Source organism: Rhodophyticola sp., from assembly GCF_965284195.1.
Taxonomy (GTDB): domain Bacteria; phylum Pseudomonadota; class Alphaproteobacteria; order Rhodobacterales; family Rhodobacteraceae; genus Rhodophyticola.
This window is the reverse complement of record NZ_CBDIRM010000002.1, coordinates 1-19,686: the sequence shown is the minus strand read 5'-3', so window position 1 is coordinate 19,686 and position 19,686 is coordinate 1. Positions and strand designations below refer to the sequence as shown.

Sequence of the window (19,686 nt, the reverse complement as noted above, 5' to 3'; positions counted from 1 at the left end):
CTCCCATATACTGGCGCTTTGCCTGCTGCCCGGTCTGGCCGCCGTCTCAAGGCGTGCCGACCAATGACAGCGGGCTGACCGCGCGCGATACCATCGAGACCGGCGATCGCGAGGCAGACTTGGCCCTGCAGGCGGACAAGCTTGCCGTACGCGAACTCATCGCCAAGATTGAACGCGAACAGCTGGAGACCCTGCAACGCATCCTTGATGCGCAGACAAGCTTTGGCGGTCAGGGCTTACCGGCCATGGTCTCGGGGCTGGAGAGCGGCAACGGTGATCCAGACCGATCGGCGGAAGCGGTCTATGGCACGGCCGAGATCGACCCCAACCCCGGCGGCGCGCAGATGTTCGGGGACGCCTCCGAGACTATCGAGCAGCTCATCATACGCGTGGCTCAGGAAACCAGCGGCTTTGCCGGTGTTGGCCCGCGCAGGTCTCTCACCCGTCCAATGGCGCGCGCTGCTGCAAGCGCTGATCTGGCAGGAAAGCCGGTTTACGATCGGTGCACGGTCTCCCGTCGGCGCCTATGGTCTCACCCAGATCATGCCGGGCACCGCCAGCGATCTGGGCATCAACCCGGAATACTATGACAGCCCTTACCTGCAGGTACATGGCGGCGCGCGCTATCTGGCGGCCCAGTTCAGACACTTTCGATGGCAATATCATCAACGCGCTCGCCGCCTATAACGCCGGACCGGGCCGGGTGTTTGAGTATGGCGGCGTGCCGCCCTTCCGCGAGACCCAGCATTACGTGTCAGGTCATCCCGGAGCGCTACAACCTCTACCTGAGCCGCATCGGCGGGATCGACGCGCTCGGCACGATCGACCCGGTGTTGTCTGGCCAATGCCAATCTCTCACTCACAGGTCATGGGGCGGCCTTTTATGGCAGCAACTCACCCGCCGCGATCCGCCAGGCCGCGCTGCGCATTTCCGACATCGTCACGCGGATTTCCGAAACCGAGGATGTGCAGGAGAGCGTCGCGCTCAACACCTATGCCCGCGCCGAACTCGTGCGCCTCGTGGCTGCCCGCATCCGGCTTCAGGCCGCCCGTACCCAGCTGCTCTCCGCCGAAGATCTGGCCCAGGCCAGCGCCCGCATGGCCGAAGGCGCCTTCATGGAGTTCACGATCAGGGAGATTGACTGATGAGACCTGCCGCTCTTGAACACGGGCCTTAGCCATGGTGCTCGGGCATTGGCCTGCAGTATCAGCGCCCATGACCCCCTGCCGCGGCACAGGGCGTGCCCGTCGTCGATACCCAGAACATCGCGCAAAACATCCAGCAGCTGCGGCAGATGATCGAGGACGAGATCCTGCAAAACGAGCAGCTGACGCAGCTCCGCGAACAGCTTGCCACACTCACGGATCAACTTGCCGAGTTGCAGCGCACCTACGAGGCGCTCACCCGCCTTGCCGAGCTCCCCGAAATCATCCGCACGGAAATGGAAGACGAGTTGAACGGCCTTCTCGACCAGGAATTCGGCGACATCCTCGCCACCATCGAGGCCATCAAGACAGGGGACTTCTCCGGCCTGTCCGGCTCCGGCGCCAGGCGAGATCGAAACCCAGATGGACCGGGTGCTGGCCGATCTCGGCTTCGATGAAGACACGCTCTCGGAAATGGCCACCAGCGGCAATCCCGGGGCCGAACCGCGTGGCCACGCAGGCCACGACCGGCGCGCTGGTCTCGGCCGCCGCCCAGAACAGCTACGAGGATGCCGGGCAATCCCTTGAACGCGTCGATCGGCTGGTCGGGCTGATCGACGACATGGACGAACTCAAGGAAAGCATCGATCTCAACACGCGCGTGACGGCGGAGCTCGCCATTGCGCTTGTCGCCATGTGGCAGCTCGAAGCCGTACAGACCGTCGGCGACGGCACTGGCGGCGTGATCGATGCCGCCACCATTGCCGAAGAGCAGCGATTCATGGATTTCACCTTGCCGGACCTGCGGGCCGAGTGATCGCGGGGGCATGACGGGTGGCGAGTGAACACCGCCATCATCGAGGAGGAACTGGTCTACGGCGCGCTGCGCCGCGAACGGCTCTGGCAGCGCCTTGGGCTGATAGGGCTCATCTTCGGCATCCTCGGATGCTTGGGTGCGGCGACGGTTGCGATCCTAGATGTCGACCCACCCCCCGTCGTTGTCCCCTATGATCCTGCCACCGGCTTTGCGCTCCCCGAGGCCTCGGTGGGCGCAACCTCCGTCACCGCCAACCAGGCGATCATCGAGGCGGAAGTCTTCCGCTACGTGACCGACCGGGAGGTCTACAACCAGCTCGACAACGATCTGCGTATCCGCAGCGTGCTGCGCCGCTCGCACGGGGCCGCCGAAAGCGGGCTGCGCCAGATCTGGAACAGTGCCAATGAGAACTACCCACCCACAGTCTACGGGCCGAACGCGCGGCTCGATGTGGAAATCCTCAGTATCAACCGGATTGGCACGAACCGTGCCACCGTGCGCCTGCGCAAGCGTCTGACATCCACTGGGCGGCACCCAGACCGGACTCTTCACCGCCACGCTTCTCTTCGAGTTCCGCCCCGAGACCCGTCGCTCCATCGACGAGGTCTGGACCAACCCCTTCGGCTTCACCGTGCTCGAATATTCCATCCGCTCCGACAGATTGGAGAATTGACCGTGTCTCGTTTCAGCCTGCTCCTTCTCTGGCTTGCCCTCCTGCCGGGCCTCGCTTTCGCCGAAGCCATCCCGCGTGGGGGCCCGCATGATAACCGCGTGCGGCTGGCCACCTACCAGGAGGCCCAAGTCTACCGCCTCAGCGTCTCGCTCACCCATGTCACCACCGTCGAATTCGGTGAGGGTGAAAGCATCCGTTCGATCATTGCGGGCGACACCGAGGGCTTCGAGATCGATGGCGTCCCGGGCGGCCAGGCCTTCGCCATCAAGCCCGTCGCGCGCGACGTTCATACCAACGTGACCGTCTACACCAATCGGCGCAGCTATTATTTCAACGTCCAGGAGGTCCGCAGCCCCACCTTCTACGTGGTGCAGTTTCGCTACCCGGACGACACTGCCCGCCCAACCCGGGCCATCGCGGCCCAAGCTCCCAACTACAATTACGGTGCCAGCGCACGCACCGAGTTCACGCCAACCCGCATCTGGGATGATGGGACTTTCACGTATTTCGCGTTTCCAAGAAACGCGCCCGTGCCCGCAATCTTCCGCTACGCGAGCGGCCGTGAACGCACGGTCAACACGCAAACCCCAGAGGACGGCGTGATCCGCGTCACTGGCGTGAACCGCCAATGGGTCCTGCGACTGGGCGAAGAGGTGGTCTGCATCGAGGCGATCCCGTCCGCGGAGGCCGCCTCATGAGCGACACCGAGAACACTGAGCTGGAAAAACGCCTCGCCACCCTTGAGAAAGACAGTGCCCGCGCCCCCACTGCACCGCAGCGCCGGTCACTCCTTCTCGCCCTGGTCGTGGTCCTCGTCATCGGCGCGGGCGGTGCACTGCTTTATCTCCTCTCACAGCCCGAGGAAGAGGAAGTCCTGCCCACGGCCACACCGGATGTATTCCAAAGCGAGGGTGACGGCTTTGGCGCCATCGAGACCTTGCCAACGCCCGAGCCCGAGGTTGTGTTCGTCGCACCCGATCCGGTCGAGCCCAACGCCAAGCTTCTGGCGCAGATCACCGCCCTGCAGGCCCAGATCGAGGAGTTGCGCAACGCCCCAGAACCGGTCGTCGAGGAAGATACCGCCGCCGCAGAAGCCATCGATGCGCTGACAGCCCAGATCGCGGCACTACAGGCCGCCTCGGAAGCCGCACAGCAACGATTCCAGGACGAACTGGCGGCGCGGGATCGAAGCCTTGAGCAGTTGCGCATGGATCTGGAACTGGCCCAACTCGAGGCCAGCCGCCCGCAACCCGCCCCAACGGGCCCCACGGAGGATGAGCTGCGCTCGCGCGAAGAAGAGCGACTGCGCCGCGAGGAAGAAGCCCGGCGCATGGCCGAGCTGGAACGCCGCGCTGCCGAGGAACGCGCTTTCCAGGACGCGCGCATCGCGCTCGCCGACCATCGCCTTCGGCGGCACGTCCAGTGCGAATGAAACGGCTCTGACCGAACGCACCTTCGGCGAGGTGACAGATTTCGTGCTGAACGGCGCGCTGCCCTCGACGGTGACGCAAGCCGAGGTGATCGCCAATCCCTCGAACACCATCATCCAGGGCACCATGATCCAGGCTGTCATGGAAACCGCCCTCGACAGCTCACTGCCCGGCCAGACCCGCGCCGTGGTCTCCGAGGATGTCTACAGCGTCGATGGCGCGCGCCTATTGATCCCCCGAGGCTCCCGTCTCATTGGACGCTACCGCGCCGGCTGTCGATATCGCGCAGCGCCGCGTCACCATCGCCTGGGACCGGATCATCCTGCCCGCGGGCCAGACCGTCCAGATCAGCTCCTTCGGGGGCGATGAACTGGGTCGCTCCGGTGTCAGCGGTTTCGTGGACACACGCTTCGCCGAGCGTTTCGGGTCCGCAGCCCTGATCTCGCTGATTTCCGCAGCACCTGGTGCCGCCGCCTCTGATGTCCAGGACGAAGCTACCGCCGACGTTCTCGAAGACGTAGGCGATGATCTGGCCGATGCCACGGACAGCGTCATTGGCGATTACCTCTCTATCGGCCCGGTCATCTATGTCGACCAGGGCGCGCGCGTCACCGTCATGGTCGACCGCGATCTGGAGATATTCTGAACCGATGTCGCTGAGCTATCTCGAGACCTCGCTCGACCGGATCGACGCCGCCGCCCGCGACGATGTCATCGAGATCTGCATCAATCCCGACGGGACCTGTTGGGGCGAGTTCCAGGGCGATCATTTCATGCGCGCGATGGATCAAACGCTGACCGGAGTTCAGGTCAGGGACCTCGGCAACCAGATCGCCTCCTCTGCAAATACCACGATGAGCAAGGACCGCCCCATCGTCTCGGTCTCGATCACCTATCGCAGGTCGCCCGATCCGCGCACAGGTCATCACCCCGCCCGCCGTGCTCTCGGCCATGTCGATCAGCCTGCGGTTCTTCTCAAGCCTGCCGCTCGAGGGCATTGCGCTCGATTTCCTCTACGGAAAGGAACGCAAACTCGAAGAACTGCGCGTGGAAAAGAAGCGCGCCTTGCGCGCCGTGGTGGCCGCAGGTGTGATCGATGATGCGCTGGCCTTCTGCGTCGAGAACAAGCTCAACATGATCGTCTCCGGCGGCACCTCGACCGGCAAGACCGTCGCGGCGCGCAAGATCCTCTCCTACGTTCCCGACCGAGGAACGGATCGTCACCATCGAAGAAGCGGCCGAGCTTCTGCCGACCCAGCCAAATGCCGTGACCCTCATCGCCAACCGCGACGCAGAATTCCAGACCGCCGATGTGCTGCTCACCGCAACGCTGCGCATGCGCCCCGACCGGATCATCCTCGGCGAAGTCCGCGGCAAGGAGGCCATGACCTTTCTGGAAGCCATCAACACCGGCCATGGCGGCTCCCTGACCACGCTGCATGCCGAAACCCCGCAACTCGCCGTGCAGCGTCTCGCCATCGCGGCCCTCAAGACCGAGATCCCGATGACCTATGCCGACATGATCCAGTACATCGAGAACTCCATCGATGTGATCATCCAGGCCGGTCGTCATGACGGCAAACGCGGCATCACCGAATTCTACCTCCCGGGCGCAACTGAAATTGGAACTTCCCCATGAAAACCTTTGAATACGACATCCTGTCCTTTCCCATGACCCGCAAGACCAGCCTTGCCGACATGCGGACCGGCCTGAACGAGAAGGGCGCAGACGGGTGGGAGGTGGTGTCGATCAGCTCCTCGGAATTCGCCAATATCGGGCTCACGGTCTTTCTGAAACGCGAAACGACAACCATTGGAGCCACGGCATGAGGCAGACTAGGTGTCCCCTTGCCCTGACCGCGCTGGCCCTGGGCCTGACAGCCGCGCCAGCTTTCGCCGAGCGCAACCTGGTGCCGACACTCGAGCGCAACTTCGATGTCTGTCCGGACAGACCAGCGGAACCCGTCTGGATGCAAGAAATCCCCCCGCGCCAAGCCTATCAACGCGTGCTGGTCCAGGACATCTACCGCGCCCAGAACCTTGAGCGCATCGTCGAGACCGGCAGCTGCGACCTGCGAGATCCGGTTCCCGTCTTGGGACGCGGCCGAGACCGTGTTTCGTGAGAGGCACGCGAACGACGAAAGATGGGAGATGCTGCAAGCCTCGAACGGCCACAACCGTCGCGCCAATGAGGTCCGCCTTGCGGCCAAGGCCATCTGCGACGCCGCAGACAATTGGTAGGGCAACCCCGCGATGAGTGTCGTCACCTACTTCGTTGAAACCTCCCAAGCCTATCTCGACACCGCTGCCGAAACCCAGTTCGGATCAGTCGCGACAACAGTCGGCACGCTTCTGGTGCTGGGAACAACACTGGTGGTGATCCTCGTATTCCTGAACATGATCTACCAATACCGGGCCATGGACGGGCACGAACGGCCTTCTGGCTTGCGGTCAAGATCGGGCCTGATCGGGATATTCGCGACCAACTGGATGCAGTTCAACGCGTTCTCGTCTGCCATTCTCTACGGGATCGACAGTATCGCGGGCGCGCTGGTGGCCTCGGTCGGCGGCGGCAGCCCGGGTCCCTCGGGCACCTTCGCCGAAGAATTCGACCGCCTGATCGTGGAACTTGGCGACTACCTGAACGCTGCCGGGTCTGAGCTGAACTGGATGGCCGGCGCCATGCTGGACATCGTTGGCGTCCTCCTGCTTTCGATCCTCGGCGGGCTGGCCGCCTTCATCCTGGTGGCCTCTCGCCTGATGATCGCGCTTCTGATCGGGATTGCCCCAGTCATGATCTTCCTGACCCTCTTCGAGGTCACCAAAGATTATTTCGCGCGCTGGCTATCCGCGCTCATCTCTTTCGCGCTCTACCCAATCGTCGATTGCAGGGGTCTTCGCGACCATCACCGGCGTCTCCTCGGCCCTCATCGGCGAGTTGGGTGATCCGGAAGGCGCGTCCAACATTGGCGCGCTCATGCCCTTCTTCATCATGGTGCTCATGGCCAAGGGGTTCATAATCGCGACCCCGTTCATCGTCCGCGCAATCTCCGGCAACATCATGATGCCGGCGCTCTCCGGGGGCCTCGGCGGCAGCTACAGATTCGCCCGCGCCTCCATGGGCAGCCAGCAAGCCTACAAACGCTACCTGACCGGCGGTGCCAGTGGAGCAGAATACGCAGCCCTCAGGGCGCGGCAGTTCTTCGGCGTGCAGCAGATGCCAGTGCGGCAAGGCATGGGGTCGGGCGGTCCTCAAGGCGGGGCAGGATCGTCTGGAACAGGCGCTCAAATGCTGGCGCAGCTAGCAAGACTTGGGCGGTTGGGGCGACGGTGATGATTCCTCAAGTACCACACATAATGCACCCAGCTACTGATCAGCAGCCCTCAGGATTGCTTGCCAATCCTGCCCTGCTCCCAGCACCCGCAAGATCACCAGATGATCTCGGTCGATCCGATAAAGGATCAGATGGTCCGCACTTGGATGGATACGAACAGGCGGATCGAACTCAGTGCGGTCACGCGCCATTTCCGGCATGAACAGCAACCTGTCAAAGGTGTCTTCCAGAATGTCCGCGTAACGATCAGCTTGTTCGATCGACCACTGCTGCAAAGTGTACAGCCAGATATCTGCCAAGTCGCCTTGTGCCGCAGGCGTCAGCCGATACGCCGTCAGATCACGTGCGGGCATATCGCTCCCGCATGCGTGCTTTGAAGGCCTTGAAATCGAACGACTCTGGCTCCCCGCTCTGTACACCCTCGTCGATGGCTTTCTGCAAAGCCTCGATCGCCTGCGCGCGTTCCTGATCGCGGCGAATGAGGTGGCGCACATAGTCGCTTGTGTTGCTGAAGTTCCCATCTTTCAGGCGCGTTTCAATCCACGTCTTCATTGGATCGGGAAGAGAAACATTCATCGTCGCCATGGGTCATCCTCCTTCATTTGATCCACATATCATAATATGGCATTTCATGTCATAATATATGGCAAAAATTGCCATCATTCTGAGTGCATCTTGCCTGCGGCATACAATCTAAAAATGGAATTTTTCGTTGTGAAGCTCGCTGCACGACAGGCCTATGATTGCTCCACATGCGCACCTTCCAACCTTTTGGTCATCGTAGACTGCAAATCATCTAGGCTATCCAATGCAGCCCGCACCTGGGCGTCATCTTCCGTCTTTGCCAGACCATCTACAGGCAGCGACCCTTCAAAATCCATCTCCATCTGGCGCTGTTCCTCGGCGACAACCGCCTGCACCACGGCCGCGGCCGTCTTCGGCGAGCCGTCGGCTCGCGTCGGCGACTGTTTCGCCTCACTCCGCGCATGATCCGCGTTTTCAGGCTCGGCTTCTTTTTCAGTTCCTCCCGTTGACCGAGGCGCCATCGGCATCGCCTGAACACTCAGTGGCAGATTTCCCTGCGACCCTCCTCCCCCGGCTCCGGAAACGGCAGTTCCCCCGACTGCGCATCATGGATCGCCTTGAGCAGCCAATCGTCGAAATACTGGATCCGCTTTGCGCGGACAGGCATTTGCGCATCTATGACCATGACGATCTCATCAAGCGGCAGGCGGCGGGCTTCATCTTCGGGCAACAGCGAACTTTCTTCGGTCCGTGTGGACTGGCTGCGCCCTTCAAAGGGGTTCTTGCCGATGGACTGCGAGCGCGTGACGACGGTCTTCGTGGTCTTGCCGACCGCCTTGCTCAGCTCCTCGACGGTCTTCTCATCCGAGGGCGTGAGGTAAAGCTTCACGCCCGCGTTGCCCTGTAGGGCGCGACGCGTGTTCTCCCCGTAGATTTCATCGAGGGCGGGGATGGTTTGCGTGACCACGGCCAGGTGGCCGCGATAGGTGCGCAGGGTCTCGATACTCTCGACCACGATGGGCATCTTGCCCAAGCGATTGAACTCATCGAGCATGATCATCACGGGCCAGGGCTCATTCGGCCCGGGGTCCTTTTCCTGCATGGCGGAGAGGAGATCGGAGAAGAAGAGCCGGATCAGCGGTGCCAGGGGCTTCACCATGAGGGGCTGGACAACGAGATAAACGCTGAAGGGGGTCTGACGGATTGTCCGGAAATCAAAGTCGGAGACCGAGGTCGCCTCGTCGATCGCCGGGTTCTGCCACTGATCGAGGCCGGAGGTCATAAGAAGCGAGACATAAGAGGTCAGCGTGTCATTGTTCGTCGAGGCAAGCCGGATGAAGATCAACTTGGCCGCCCGGTTGTCGACCTCATGCGCCCGGGCGAGATATTCCTTCTGCTTGTTCCCGCCCGAGGCGGAGATCCGGTAGATCTCGCCTAGCGTGGGACGGCGGCGCTGGAACGCCAGAAGCCCCGCCGCAACGAAGAGATCGATGCCACCTTTCAGGAGGCCCTGCACACGGTCGTTGTCGCTCTGCAGGAACAGCGTCGCCAGAAGCTGCAGCTCCATTTGCTGGCGGGCAGGGTCCTTCAGTTCAAAAATGCGCAGGAGCGGGTTGTAGCGATGCGTGCGCTGGCCTTCCCAGTCGGTCGGCGCGAAACGGTAGACGCGGTCGCCTTGGGATGCGCGATGGCGGGAGGTCGCCTCGTAGCACTCGCCCTTCACATCAAGCACGACCGCTGACCCCTGCCAGGTCAGAAGGTTCGGGATCACGAACCCCGTGGTCTTGCCGCGCCTGGTGGGCGCGACGATCAGCGCATGCGGGAAGATCCGTCGAGGAGAGGAATGGCGCCCGCGAGTCCGGGCTTGCCCAGCTTGCCGATGATGAAACCGGTGCCGGGGCTGCCGAAGAATCCGTTGCGCTTCAATTCACGCCGGGTCTGCCAGTGGGTCTGACCAAACCGCGTAAGAGCCGATCCGGACATCGCGAGGCTCATCAGAAGCCCCGCCACCCCTGCACCGCCCATGATGAGGTTAATCAGGCGGAAGTCCTCGGGCCGGTACGTCCGGATCGAAAGGTAGTTGCGCGCGATATAGAAAAAGTCGATCTCGGCCTGGAAGCCGACATCCTGGAAGGTCAGAACGGCCGAGGCGATCACGTAGCCCATGGCCACCGCCACAAGCGCGACCGACAGGACCCCGAAGGCGAGCTTTGCCGGTGCGAGCGGTCCCATCAGTGGGTCTCCCCGCGTTCGGTCTCGCCATCGGTGAGGTCAGCCCGGTGCAGCTCGTATTCCCGATCGGCGATCTCCTCGACCACGGCACGCGTCGCGTCGCTGTTCGCCGTGGTGGCGGCGGATTGCAAGTAGTGCTTTGCCGCGTAGAGCCGGTCGAGCCGGTCTTCGATCTGGTCTTTCAGGACATCGACGTCGCCATCGCGCAACCTGTCGATCCGGGCCTCATCCAAGTCTCGCTCGATTGCCTCGCGATAGCTGGCGCGCTGCTCAGCATCCTCGAATGGCGACGACCAATTAGCCGCGCGTTCATGGTTGATGACGCGGCGGATCTCATCGGCGCCAATGCGCTCGCGTTCAGAAGCCGGGGCATACTCCCGCATGAGGGTACCCAGCCCCTCCCGCTCCGATTTGATGTTTTCATACTCAAGCTCTGTGAGGGTCCTGTCGCCGTCGCTGCCCGTCAGAAGAGCGGTGTCACGGGCGGCGGCTCTCTCCAAATAGTCACGTTCAACATCGCGGGACATGCGATCGCCGTGCTGAACGATTGTATCCTGGATCAGAACCTCTGCCCGTTGCGCCGTGACCCGATCCAGCCGCCCCGATTTGAGATCATCGTGCAAGTCTTGAACAGCCGAACTCAGATCAACGCCGCTCCCCTCGTGCGGGCGGTCATTCGCCAGAAGATCACGCTCAACGACAACACGTTCGAAGCGCGCGAACTCACTCGGCGCCCTGTCGAACTGATCAGTAACGCCTCGCGTGATCTCTGCAACGATAGTGCGACTGTCCATTTCCGCCTCACGCCGCAGCTCATCGATCGCCGCTGTGTCCCGCGCGTCCACGACGGCCGCATATGTCGCCCCAAGCCCGCGGGCGAGATGCGCGGGCATGTCCGGGTACCGGTCCCGAAAACTTTCCGAGACCGCCTCCGCCACCGGCGTCCGGACATCGCGCCCGTCCATGATCCGGTCGACTTCGCGGGCAATCTCATCGGCCTGGGCTGCGTCGGTGATGGTTTCGCGGTAGGGCTCAGACCGGTCGATCACATCGCCAGGGCGTGCGAGCAGATCCGGGTGTGCCTCGAGATACGTGCGCTGCTCCGTCTCGATCCGGCGCTCCGCCCGCGAGACAACCTCCCAGTCCCGATCCTCGATCTGCTGCGCTGTCAGACCCTCCGCGCGCATCTCCTGACGGATTGTCCCCTCCATCGCCCGGACCGCGTCGCGCTGATAATGGAAACGCTCCGTGACCGTTTCCGCTTCCATGACCCCATCCCGGCGTAGCACCTGTTCCCGTTCCAGAAGCGTGCCGAGGTCCACATGGACATCGTTGAGAATGTCGCGCGCCTGTTCCAGATCGGCGCGGCGTTCGAGATTGAGATCCCGCGCCTCGGCCACCTTGGCAAGATCATCGGCGATCCATTGATGCTCGAGCGCTGCATTTGAGGCGCCCCGTCTCGATCCGGGCCACCACTTCCGCTGTGCTGATCCCCGTGCCCCGCAGCGCGGTGTCGATGCGCGATCTCAGGCCGGGCTCGGCCAGACGCTCAAGCTGGCTGGGGTCGATATTGGCCTCGGAATAGATCCCGCCCTCCGAGGGGGCCTCTGACAGCGTAGATGATCGCAATCCAAGAGGCTGCATGTGCTGCACCTGCGCCTGGATCGCGATGAGGCTTTTCTCCAGCGCGGGCCGTTCGGCATCCGGCTTCTCGGCGATCATGCCCTGCACCCGCGCGAGCTTTTCCGCATAGAGGCTTCTCAGATCCTCGAAGCTTTGATCCTCGGCCATATACACATCTCCTGTTCGCTCCACCTGCCCGCCATGCGCCAGCACCTCGCCCGCGCGGAACAGCGCCGCGGCAATATCCTCGCGGGCCTCGCGCGAAGCTTCCGCGGCAAGCGAATGGTAGATGGTTCTGGTGTTGGCGATCTCCGCCAGCGTCCGGGTCAGGTCCTGCCCCACGCGCTCCCGGACGGCGGGCACCCTGCCCTCCTCCTTCGCGGCATAAACCTCGCGGGTTCGGGCCGGGTAATGCACGACCCCGCGGTCCACCCGCCGCGTGGCTTCCAGGCGCACACCGTACTTCTCCGCCTCCTCCACCATGGCGAGGCGGAAATCGTCGTAGTTGAACCGATGGTTGCGCCCCAGAAAGAAGAACTCCCCTCCTGAGACCGGCGGTTCAGCACCAGATGCGCATGCAGGTGATCGCGGTCCTCATGCACCGCGATGATATAGTCAAAATGCCCTTCGTCGGTCTGGAAGAACCGCTCGGCCACGTCCGTTGCGATGTCGCGCACATCCTCGCCGCGTGTGCCCATGGGGAAGGACATGAGCAGATGGGTGGTCTGGCCAAGCTTGGGCTTGAAGCCCGCATCCCACCGCTTGGCAAAGCGCGCGGTGAGATCCTTGATCTCGCCCGCCTCGAGCTTCGCCTTGCCATCCAGAAACCCACTGCTGTCCACGATATGGGTGGACTTGGTTGTGAGGTACTCGAGCTGGTTTGCCAGCTGTGATTTGGCATGCGTACCGCCGCTGCGGATCGCCTTGAAGACCGCAGGCCGGTGCCCTGCTGCCGCACGCACAAGCTGGGTCTGCTTGGCCACGTGCAGCCCCTGCATCGAGCCTCGGATCCGGCTCCAGCCATCCCGGAAGACCTCGCCCGTGACGGCGTCAACGGCATCATTCAGCCGCATGGGCAAACTCCCTCAGCACGGCCGTGGCCTCGAGCTGCATCGCGTCGCGACGGCGCCGGATCGCCAAGTCAATCTCGTCAGCGGAATCCAGAATGAACCGCGCCAGCCCACGCATTTGCGCAAGACGTAGTTCCGTGAACTCCGAACCAGCCCCCTGCCCAGGCTCCTGCCCTTGCCGGTTGGCCAGCGTCATCTGCTTGGCGATCTGCACGACTCCATTGCCGACCTCGTGCAGAGACGCGCGGTAGCGCGCCATCTCCGCCGCTAACTGCGCGTCCGGAACGAACACCCCGCCTGCCGCCTGGATCAGCCGCCGCAGCCCGTCGGCACGGCTCTCGATTCCGGCTGTCGCAAGGACCGCGTCGAGGGCTGCAAGCTCCGCGACCGTCACCTTCACACTGACGGCGGAAACCGGAATGGCCGCATCTGCCTGGCGCTCGGCATCGGCTTTCAAGACGTAGCGGACGGCCCGCGCCGTCACCCCGAAGCGCTCTGCCAAGTCAGACGTCGACACACCGTCCGCGGCCTCGCGGACGATCTGCATCTTTTCGATCTCTGTCAGGCGCTTTGTTCGAGACATGCGGAAGAAAAGACCCCTATTTCCTGCCACCTTCCACCAAGGCTGCCCCTACCTTACGATACTATACCGAGATGTCAATAATATGCTAACGTCGCGCCCAGTCTCAGGCAGCCTTGGTGTCCGCTTCCCCCGCGGCCCGCAGGGACGCGGCCCTGTCGCGACCTGATCCTCCGGTCGGCGATCGTCCCTGAATACGCATCGACCGGCACCAAGGGCGGTCGCCGGTGGCGACCGCCCCTGCCGGTGGCGGCGTCCCTGGAACAGGGACAGGGCCGCGCTTTGCGCGCCCATCCTCGTGAGAGGATGTACTCTAGGTTCCCTTGAGCTCGGCGGGAACATCACCAGCTCCGAGACCGCGACGGGGAAGTCGAGCTTGAGGCTGAAGAACTCCGAGCCATCCCCGTTGCGGGTGTTGCGGAACATGGCACCCACGCGTTGGAAGCGGGTGCGTTCCTGGCCGTCATTGTCGGTGAACTTGACGGGGACGGTGGCGACGTAGTGGTTGGTCATTTGTGTCTCTCCTTTTTGCGATGGGGATCTCACAGCACGGGGGCAAGAGGCCCGGTCGCAAGCGCAAATGCGGAGGGTCCGCGGCCCCGCCGTGGAAGCCGTATTTGCGCTTGCCGAACGAAGCGGAGGGCACGGACGGGCCGACCCCGTGCGATCCGCATCTATCAGCGAAGGAGGGGCCCAAATTTGCGCCGCCACTTTGAAGTCGTCACCAAACCCGTTGACCCCGATCTGAGATCGGCTTGGTTCGTTCTGGTCCAACGCGTCTGGAAAACAATCCTTCGCGCTCAGCACATGGCAGGTCAGCTTTCAGCCGCGAGCGAAGATCCGTCGTCTGTGTCGGGTGGGCACCCCTGTTATCGGCACCAGTATTGAGGGCGTGGGGGACAGCTGGTGCGGCCACATCGGTATGGCACGGCCAAACCTTCAGCAATGAGCATGCTGCCCACGTCCCGACCGTCGACAAACAACGAGCCACAGAGTCGCCCGAAATTGCACTGATCCGTGCCTTCTGTCCCGGGCCGACAGGAACAGGCCACGCGCTCAAACTCAATTGACGCCGCACCCTGCACCAATTGACCGAGACGCGCTGTTGCGCGTTCCCCGACCTGACGCTCCGCAGTGCAGGACGGTCTCCATGTCTCAGGCGCGTTGAACCCGACGAGACGCACGTTCGCTGGCAGGCCTCGAATATCAATCGTATCACCATCAATGATCCGTACATCGCTGGCTCGAAGCAACCGGTCCTGGGAAGCGGGTCGCTCTGCAGTTGGCGAGACCGGCGACAGGAAACTGGAAGACATCCAGCCCGTTCCAGTTGGACCGAATTTGGGTCCACTGCCCCTCATCGCGAAGCTTTCGACGCGTGTCCCTTCGCTCAATGCGCCCATCACAGCATTCGAGGTAGACGGCCCAGCACGTTGATTGACACGTGTCCCTGTCACATAGACGTAAGCGGTTTTTGTCGTTTGCGATGCGGGAACCGCTGACGGGCTGTAGGGTGTGGATCGTGACTTTGATGGCTCAAACAATGATCCAACCAACGCGAAGAGCGCGACAGCGATAACCAACGGCACCATGATTTGGCGTTGAGCCTTGCGCGCGGCACGCCGAGGCGCAGTGATCACGCGGGGCAAGGAGATAGGACGGGGTCTCGCCTGAACAGATCTGGAACTGCGCTTTGGTGCTGTTCTAGAGGTGCTGTTGTCGGCAGCTGAGTTTGCCTGGGCTGGTTCTTCCCGCTCCAGTTTCAGGATTTTGTGCAGGCTGGCATACTGAGCTTTGCTCAGACGCGTCTCTGTCCCGTACCGCGTAAACCGTTCAGCCATGTTTGTGAGAAACGACACTTCCCAATCGTTTGCCTGCCCAGACCGCAAACGCGCATCAATGCGCGATTGAATTTCTTTGGTGCGTTCCGGAGAAAAGGGCATTGACTAGAAAAACTGTCCTTGTGTTGTGCTTCGCAACAAATGTCATTTATGGCTCTGGGACAAGAGCCGAGACGCCGCTGGTCCCGGGCCAAGCCACACGCATATCGAGTATCTCGGAATCATGATTGCGATGCCCTTGGCAAGCTGCACTATTGCGACAATCCGAAGCCATTCCGACGGGAATGGGGCGCTGGCAAGAGCCTCGGGTCACAGACACAACCCGGCGTCGGTCTGGTCAATAATGCCATAAGAGGTCTCTTGGAGACACCCAGCACGGCAGCCGATGCCACCTTGGCGATCACGCGCCCAGGCTCTCGAGGATCATCTTCGTCTCCGGCATGCGCTTCCAGCGAATTTCCAATGTGCCCTCGCCAACGCGGGCCGACCTCCAACGCAGTGGCAAGGGCCCGGGCAAGATCATCCGGGCGGTCCTCGGCCATCGCCTCGATCAGGAAGGCCGCCTGCTCCCGATCCTTTGCGGATTTGAGGCTGCCTGCCCCGTCGCGTCGCCGGTCAGCGATGATCAGCTTGTAGGACAGCAAAGCGCTCCGGGCGCGGCACCTGCACCAGAACGCCGGACCGATAGAGGGCCGCCGCAGGGATCGGTTCGGCAATCAGGAAGTTGAGGTAGTTGAGCGCTTGCGCGCCCACCCCGAGGGCGGGCAGATCCCGGACGGTCTCATCCCCGAAAGCGGGTGTCAGGAACTCGACCAGCTGGCCACTGCCGCCCTGCGCCCTATCGCCAGGTCCGGCCCTTGTCGCGCCCGGGCACGGGATCGAACTTCAGCGCCGAAAAGGTTTCGGCCAGACCCGGATCGACCTGATCCTGCAAGGCGACGCTGAGCTTCTCGAACTGCGCGATGTCGATATCGCCGGTGTTGGCCATGCCGCCAAGAGGCAGGCGGATGCCAAGCTCGCCTTCATAGAGCCGGAACGCATATGTCCCGACAATAGTGCCGCCCAGGCGGAAGGTGCCGACAGCGGCCATGGCGGAGAGGATCGAGCCGGTCGCCCGGTCGGTGGGCGTCATGCCTTCGGCGCGCAAAAGCCGGACCAGCCGCGAGCGCTCGGCCTGCCGCTCCTTGGCCGTTGCGCGCAGCTCTTCGATCCGGTCGATGCGCGCGCGTGTCTCGTCGCTGTCTTCTCCGATATAAATGAACCGCATCTCGATTCCGACGCGGCGGGCCGCGTACCAATAGGCCTTCGCCGCGCTCCTTGAGCGTTGGCTTGCCCTCCACACCGGACAAGGCGTCATCCTTCAGGAGTCGCACCAGATCGGTGTAGGCGCTCATCGCGATACCGCTGAGGGGGGCCATGCCTATCATTTTCATCTTTTGCTTGGCACGCTTATGCCTATCAAAACAGGAAACTGCCAGGCAAGACGGAAACTGAGCTTCCAGGATGTGCGACCGACCCCTTCAAAACCACCCCGAAACCGGGCACCAGGAAACGCAAAGGCCAGGCCCCCGCTGCCACGTCTCTTGATCAGCGTTGCGCGATACAGCAGCGACACCGCCCTTGAGACATGACGAAAGGGCCGCGCCAAGCGCGACCCCCTCTCTTCAATCCTCCACGGCCTTCTTCGCCGGAGCCGCAACCCGCATGACTGTCAGACCTTTCGCTTCCGCCTTCTGCCCAAGGTTCAGCGCGACCCCGTTGCCGCCGAAGAGTACAACCCCCGTCGCCGCGAACTTGTCGTCCAGCATCTCGTCGTTGCATTTGAACGGTGCGGCTCGCCCATGTGCGGACCAGCGCGGATCGAAGCGCGCCTGCGCGACACCGCGGGCTCGGGCCCACCGGGCCGCGATCATCTCGGCCCCATGCTTGCCACCCTTGTGGCAGAGGAAGATCTCCTGGTTGCGGTTCTGCTTGATCCGTTCGCGAACCTTGTCGAGCGTGTTGAAGATCACATCGACATCGGTCCAGTCGGTGGCGCCTGAGACGATCAGGGGCACCCCCTCGACTTTCGACTTCGCAGCCGTCTCGCGGTCGTGCTGCTCCAGGAGCTGCCGCGCCTCGAAGACCGCCCCGGTCTCCTGCGCCCGGACGCTCGCGCGCGATCCTGCTGCCGGGATGAAGGCGTGGCCCGTCTCGATCTCGTAGCATTCCGCCGCCGCCTCGCTCATCACCTCGATGGCGCCGGTAATCTCGCGCAGCTGCAGAATGCGCGCCTGCGCCTCTTCGAGCGCCGTCTCGGCGATCTCCGATCCGTCGTGGGATTTTGCCAGCGCGCCGATCTTGTCGGCGGTGCGGTCGACCTTCCTTGCCGAGCGCCACCTTGCGGCGCTGCAGGATCGTCGCCGAGCCCATGGGCCAGCGGTTCGATTTCCGCTTCAGCCCGGTCCCGCGCAGCGGCCCGAGCAAAGCCTCGAAGCTCTCGCGGATAATGCGGTCAGTCAGGATGTGATCCTCGGGGATCGGGAGCTGCGCGTCCTTCTCGGTCAGCCCGAAAAGCTCGATGGTCTCGTAGGTGTTTGCGGTGTCGTAAGCCATGTCTGGTCTCCGGTGTTCGGTTGTGGAGCCACCACGTGAGTGTGGGGGCATGGCCGAATGCCTGGTTTCCGAATCTGCCCGGGTCAGGGACGGCGCAGCCGCCGGCTTGCCGGGCGCAAAAGTTTTCCACGCGCAGCACCCAACACATGCGCGGCCTCACGCACAGGACTGCCCCTCGCCACAGGCTCCGCCCTCGCCGAAAAGTTTTGCGATCCTTGACGCGGGCTGATTTGGGGGCCATCCGGAGGATATGCTTCCGCACTCATGTGTGTGTGTTTTGACGGTAGGTTTGCCCGACAAGAGCAGGCAAACGGCCCGACCGGACGCGGGAGACGGATGAAGCGGCGGGATCGTTTTGGCCTCTGGCCAAAACAGACCAGAGCGCAATCCGGCGGAGCGGCCGGGGAGGGACGTGCTCGCGAGGCGGGCAAACCGGGATGCCGGGTGCGACGCCGCGGTGAGGCCGCATGGCCGAATGCGCGACGGACCGAAGGGCCGTTCTCCCCTGCGACTTGGCAGCCGCGCGGGAGAGGGCGAAGAAATCGGCTTTCGGATACGTCCGCGCTGCCAGCCTCTGACAGTTATTGTAGAGGGAGACTGCTGATAGTAGTCTGTTGGAGCACCGGAGGAGGTACTATGAGCGTTCAAAAGCAATCTGTCAGTTTCACCGACGCGGCCTATGCCTTTGCCAAGGAACTGGTCGAAGCTGGAGAGTACCCAAATGTGAGCGCGGCAGTTTCCGGTGAGCTGGCAAAAGCCAAGGCGGAGCGTGACCGTGAACGTACTTTGCTTGAGGCAGAATTGGAGCGTCGCCTGTCTCTGCCTCTCGATCAATGGGACCCCGTTGGCCAAGCCTCTGAGGTCACTGCAGGCGCTCGGGCGCATCTTGCCGCAACGGCCCGAAAGACCTGATGCGTTTTGTCAGGCATCCGTTCTTCGAACGGGACCTCATCGGTATCGTTGACCACATTATCGAGGTGACCGACGGTGACGTTGCCGCAGCGGCCCGACGCCTGGATGAAGTCGATGCCCTTATTCAAGAAATTGCCGCAAACCCGACATCCGGAGCTCGGCTCAGCGGCAAGCTGAACGGATGGCTCGTGCGCCATGGCGGTGCAGGCCACCGACTGACCATCGTATTCAAACCGAATTTAAACGCTTCTCAGATATATCTCGCTCTCGTCGCCTTTGGCGGGCGCGATTGGATGAAGCGGGCCTCAGCACGACGATCCTTCACTGAATAGGCCAGCTGCAGGTCTCGGCTTCGGAAAAGATCTCGGCCTGACAGCGGCCAAGCGGTCAGCCGGGGGCGATCAGCACGAGATCAGGGTCTTGACCACATGGCAGACGCGCGCCTCGGCGTGCGCGTCACGTATCAGCAAGATCAAACCCGCCCAGTCGAGGGGCCGCAAAACAAAAGAGGTAAACGCTCGCCATCTCGCGCCAGCCTGCAGTGTGCTCCTCTGGTTCACCGTAGAAGGTCTCAAAAAGGGCGGCCTCGGTCGTGCCATGATCCGCCTCGACATTCATCACGTTCATCCACACATCCCATTTCCCGAATGGACGGTCGTCAAAACGGGCGTAGGACGCATGATCGACGCGGAGCACGTAGTAAGTAATCAACTCTGCAAACAATCGCCCAGACGAATGCAGGAGCTCTGCGCCGCGCTTGGTCAGCCGGAACGTACCCTTGACGTGACGCCCAAGCCGCAAAGAAAGGAGGAGGAAATGCACGACCTCCAGCGGAGCAAAATCCTGTTCATTGACGACCTTCTGGTAGCGGAACATCTCTTCCTTGCCTGCCCCTGGCCAATCGAAA

The 19,686-nt window shown here is 62.6% G+C and carries 16 protein-coding genes and 9 pseudogenes; 12 read left to right on the top strand and 13 right to left on the bottom strand.

What is annotated here, in order from left to right; genetic code table 11:
• The first annotated feature begins 7 nt into the window (after window positions 1-7).
• The 10 genes and pseudogenes from ACQ651_RS20300 to ACQ651_RS20255 all read left to right on the top strand — a co-directional run bounded on the left by ACQ651_RS20300 (window position 8) and on the right by ACQ651_RS20255 (window position 7,400).
• Window positions 8-1,146, top strand: a pseudogene (locus tag ACQ651_RS20300) (lytic transglycosylase domain-containing protein).
• Between the two features lie 77 nt (window positions 1,147-1,223).
• Window positions 1,224-1,963, top strand: a pseudogene (locus ACQ651_RS20295) (type IV secretion system protein); the annotation flags it as partial.
• A 24-nt stretch (window positions 1,964-1,987) separates the two neighbouring features.
• A pseudogene (locus ACQ651_RS20290) lies at window positions 1,988-2,636 on the top strand (virB8 family protein).
• Window positions 2,633-3,334, top strand: a complete 702-nt coding sequence (locus ACQ651_RS20285; RefSeq protein WP_430450375.1) for a TrbG/VirB9 family P-type conjugative transfer protein — start codon at window positions 2,633-2,635, stop codon at window positions 3,332-3,334. The pseudogene ACQ651_RS20290 and the gene ACQ651_RS20285 overlap by 4 nt, the downstream one beginning before the upstream one ends.
• Window positions 3,331-4,712 (top strand): annotated as a pseudogene (locus ACQ651_RS20280) (TrbI/VirB10 family protein). The gene ACQ651_RS20285 and the pseudogene ACQ651_RS20280 overlap by 4 nt, the downstream one beginning before the upstream one ends.
• Window positions 4,713-4,716: 4 nt before the next feature.
• A pseudogene (locus tag ACQ651_RS20275) lies at window positions 4,717-5,705 on the top strand (ATPase, T2SS/T4P/T4SS family).
• The gene (locus ACQ651_RS20270) at window positions 5,702-5,896 is read left to right on the top strand and encodes a hypothetical protein (protein WP_430450374.1); all 195 of its coding nucleotides are present in this window, start codon (window positions 5,702-5,704) and stop codon (window positions 5,894-5,896) included. Before ACQ651_RS20275 ends, ACQ651_RS20270 begins: the two are co-directional and overlap by 4 nt.
• Complete coding sequence (locus ACQ651_RS20265) at window positions 5,893-6,189, top strand: hypothetical protein (RefSeq protein ID WP_430450373.1); 297 nt, start codon at window positions 5,893-5,895, stop codon at window positions 6,187-6,189. Before ACQ651_RS20270 ends, ACQ651_RS20265 begins: the two co-directional genes overlap by 4 nt.
• 130 nt (window positions 6,190-6,319) lie before the next feature.
• Complete coding sequence (locus tag ACQ651_RS20260) at window positions 6,320-7,012, top strand: type IV secretion system protein (RefSeq protein WP_430450372.1); 693 nt, start codon at window positions 6,320-6,322, stop codon at window positions 7,010-7,012.
• Between the two features lie 31 nt (window positions 7,013-7,043).
• Window positions 7,044-7,400, top strand: a complete 357-nt coding sequence (locus tag ACQ651_RS20255; protein WP_430450371.1) for a hypothetical protein — start codon at window positions 7,044-7,046, stop codon at window positions 7,398-7,400.
• A 33-nt stretch (window positions 7,401-7,433) separates the two neighbouring features.
• On the opposite strand, the gene ACQ651_RS20250 is transcribed toward ACQ651_RS20255, so the two are convergent.
• From ACQ651_RS20250 to ACQ651_RS20195, 12 genes and pseudogenes are all read right to left on the bottom strand, one after another.
• On the bottom strand, window positions 7,434-7,754 hold the full coding sequence (locus tag ACQ651_RS20250; RefSeq protein ID WP_430450370.1) for a type II toxin-antitoxin system RelE/ParE family toxin: 321 nt from the start codon (window positions 7,752-7,754) through the stop codon (window positions 7,434-7,436).
• Window positions 7,741-7,986, bottom strand: coding sequence for a type II toxin-antitoxin system ParD family antitoxin (locus tag ACQ651_RS20245; protein ID WP_430450369.1), 246 nt, complete (start codon window positions 7,984-7,986; stop codon window positions 7,741-7,743). Before ACQ651_RS20245 ends, ACQ651_RS20250 begins: the two co-directional genes overlap by 14 nt.
• Window positions 7,987-8,138: 152 nt before the next feature.
• Window positions 8,139-10,158, bottom strand: a pseudogene (locus ACQ651_RS20240) (type IV secretory system conjugative DNA transfer family protein).
• On the bottom strand, window positions 10,158-11,558 hold the full coding sequence (locus ACQ651_RS20235; protein ID WP_430450368.1) for a hypothetical protein: 1,401 nt from the start codon (window positions 11,556-11,558) through the stop codon (window positions 10,158-10,160). The pseudogene ACQ651_RS20240 and the gene ACQ651_RS20235 overlap by 1 nt, the downstream one beginning before the upstream one ends.
• A 10-nt stretch (window positions 11,559-11,568) precedes the next feature.
• On the bottom strand, window positions 11,569-12,144 hold the full coding sequence (locus ACQ651_RS20230; protein WP_430450367.1) for a hypothetical protein: 576 nt from the start codon (window positions 12,142-12,144) through the stop codon (window positions 11,569-11,571).
• Window positions 12,108-12,854, bottom strand: a complete 747-nt coding sequence (locus ACQ651_RS20225; RefSeq protein WP_430450366.1) for a relaxase/mobilization nuclease domain-containing protein — start codon at window positions 12,852-12,854, stop codon at window positions 12,108-12,110. The genes ACQ651_RS20230 and ACQ651_RS20225 overlap by 37 nt, the downstream gene beginning before the upstream one ends.
• Window positions 12,841-13,434 carry a helix-turn-helix domain-containing protein gene (locus tag ACQ651_RS20220; protein ID WP_430450365.1) on the bottom strand — a complete coding sequence of 198 codons (594 nt, stop codon included), beginning with the start codon at window positions 13,432-13,434 and terminating at the stop codon, window positions 12,841-12,843. The genes ACQ651_RS20225 and ACQ651_RS20220 overlap by 14 nt, the downstream gene beginning before the upstream one ends.
• 309 nt (window positions 13,435-13,743) lie before the next feature.
• A pseudogene (locus ACQ651_RS20215) lies at window positions 13,744-13,944 on the bottom strand (hypothetical protein); the annotation flags it as partial.
• Window positions 13,945-15,523: 1,579 nt separating this feature from the next.
• A complete protein-coding gene (locus tag ACQ651_RS20210) occupies window positions 15,524-15,916 on the bottom strand; it encodes a GSU2403 family nucleotidyltransferase fold protein (RefSeq protein WP_430450364.1) in 393 nt (130 codons plus the stop codon).
• Window positions 15,888-16,076, bottom strand: coding sequence for a GSU2403 family nucleotidyltransferase fold protein (locus ACQ651_RS20205; protein ID WP_430450532.1), 189 nt, complete (start codon window positions 16,074-16,076; stop codon window positions 15,888-15,890). The genes ACQ651_RS20210 and ACQ651_RS20205 overlap by 29 nt, the downstream gene beginning before the upstream one ends.
• Before the next feature lie 34 nt (window positions 16,077-16,110).
• Entirely contained in the window at window positions 16,111-16,539 is a 429-nt protein-coding gene (locus ACQ651_RS20200; RefSeq protein ID WP_430450363.1) for a GSU2403 family nucleotidyltransferase fold protein, read from the bottom strand.
• Window positions 16,540-16,936: 397 nt separating this feature from the next.
• Window positions 16,937-17,867 (bottom strand): annotated as a pseudogene (locus ACQ651_RS20195) (DUF2493 domain-containing protein).
• Between the two features lie 636 nt (window positions 17,868-18,503).
• Between ACQ651_RS20195 and ACQ651_RS20190 the strand changes: the two are divergent.
• Together ACQ651_RS20190 and ACQ651_RS20185 are read left to right on the top strand one after the other, a co-directional pair.
• The gene (locus ACQ651_RS20190) at window positions 18,504-18,779 is read left to right on the top strand and encodes a hypothetical protein (protein WP_430450362.1); all 276 of its coding nucleotides are present in this window, start codon (window positions 18,504-18,506) and stop codon (window positions 18,777-18,779) included.
• Entirely contained in the window at window positions 18,779-19,111 is a 333-nt protein-coding gene (locus ACQ651_RS20185) for a type II toxin-antitoxin system RelE/ParE family toxin (protein ID WP_430450361.1), read from the top strand. The genes ACQ651_RS20190 and ACQ651_RS20185 overlap by 1 nt, the downstream gene beginning before the upstream one ends.
• Before the next feature lie 124 nt (window positions 19,112-19,235).
• On the opposite strand, the pseudogene ACQ651_RS20180 reads toward ACQ651_RS20185, so the two are convergent.
• Window positions 19,236-19,686: pseudogene (locus ACQ651_RS20180) on the bottom strand (hypothetical protein); the annotation flags it as partial.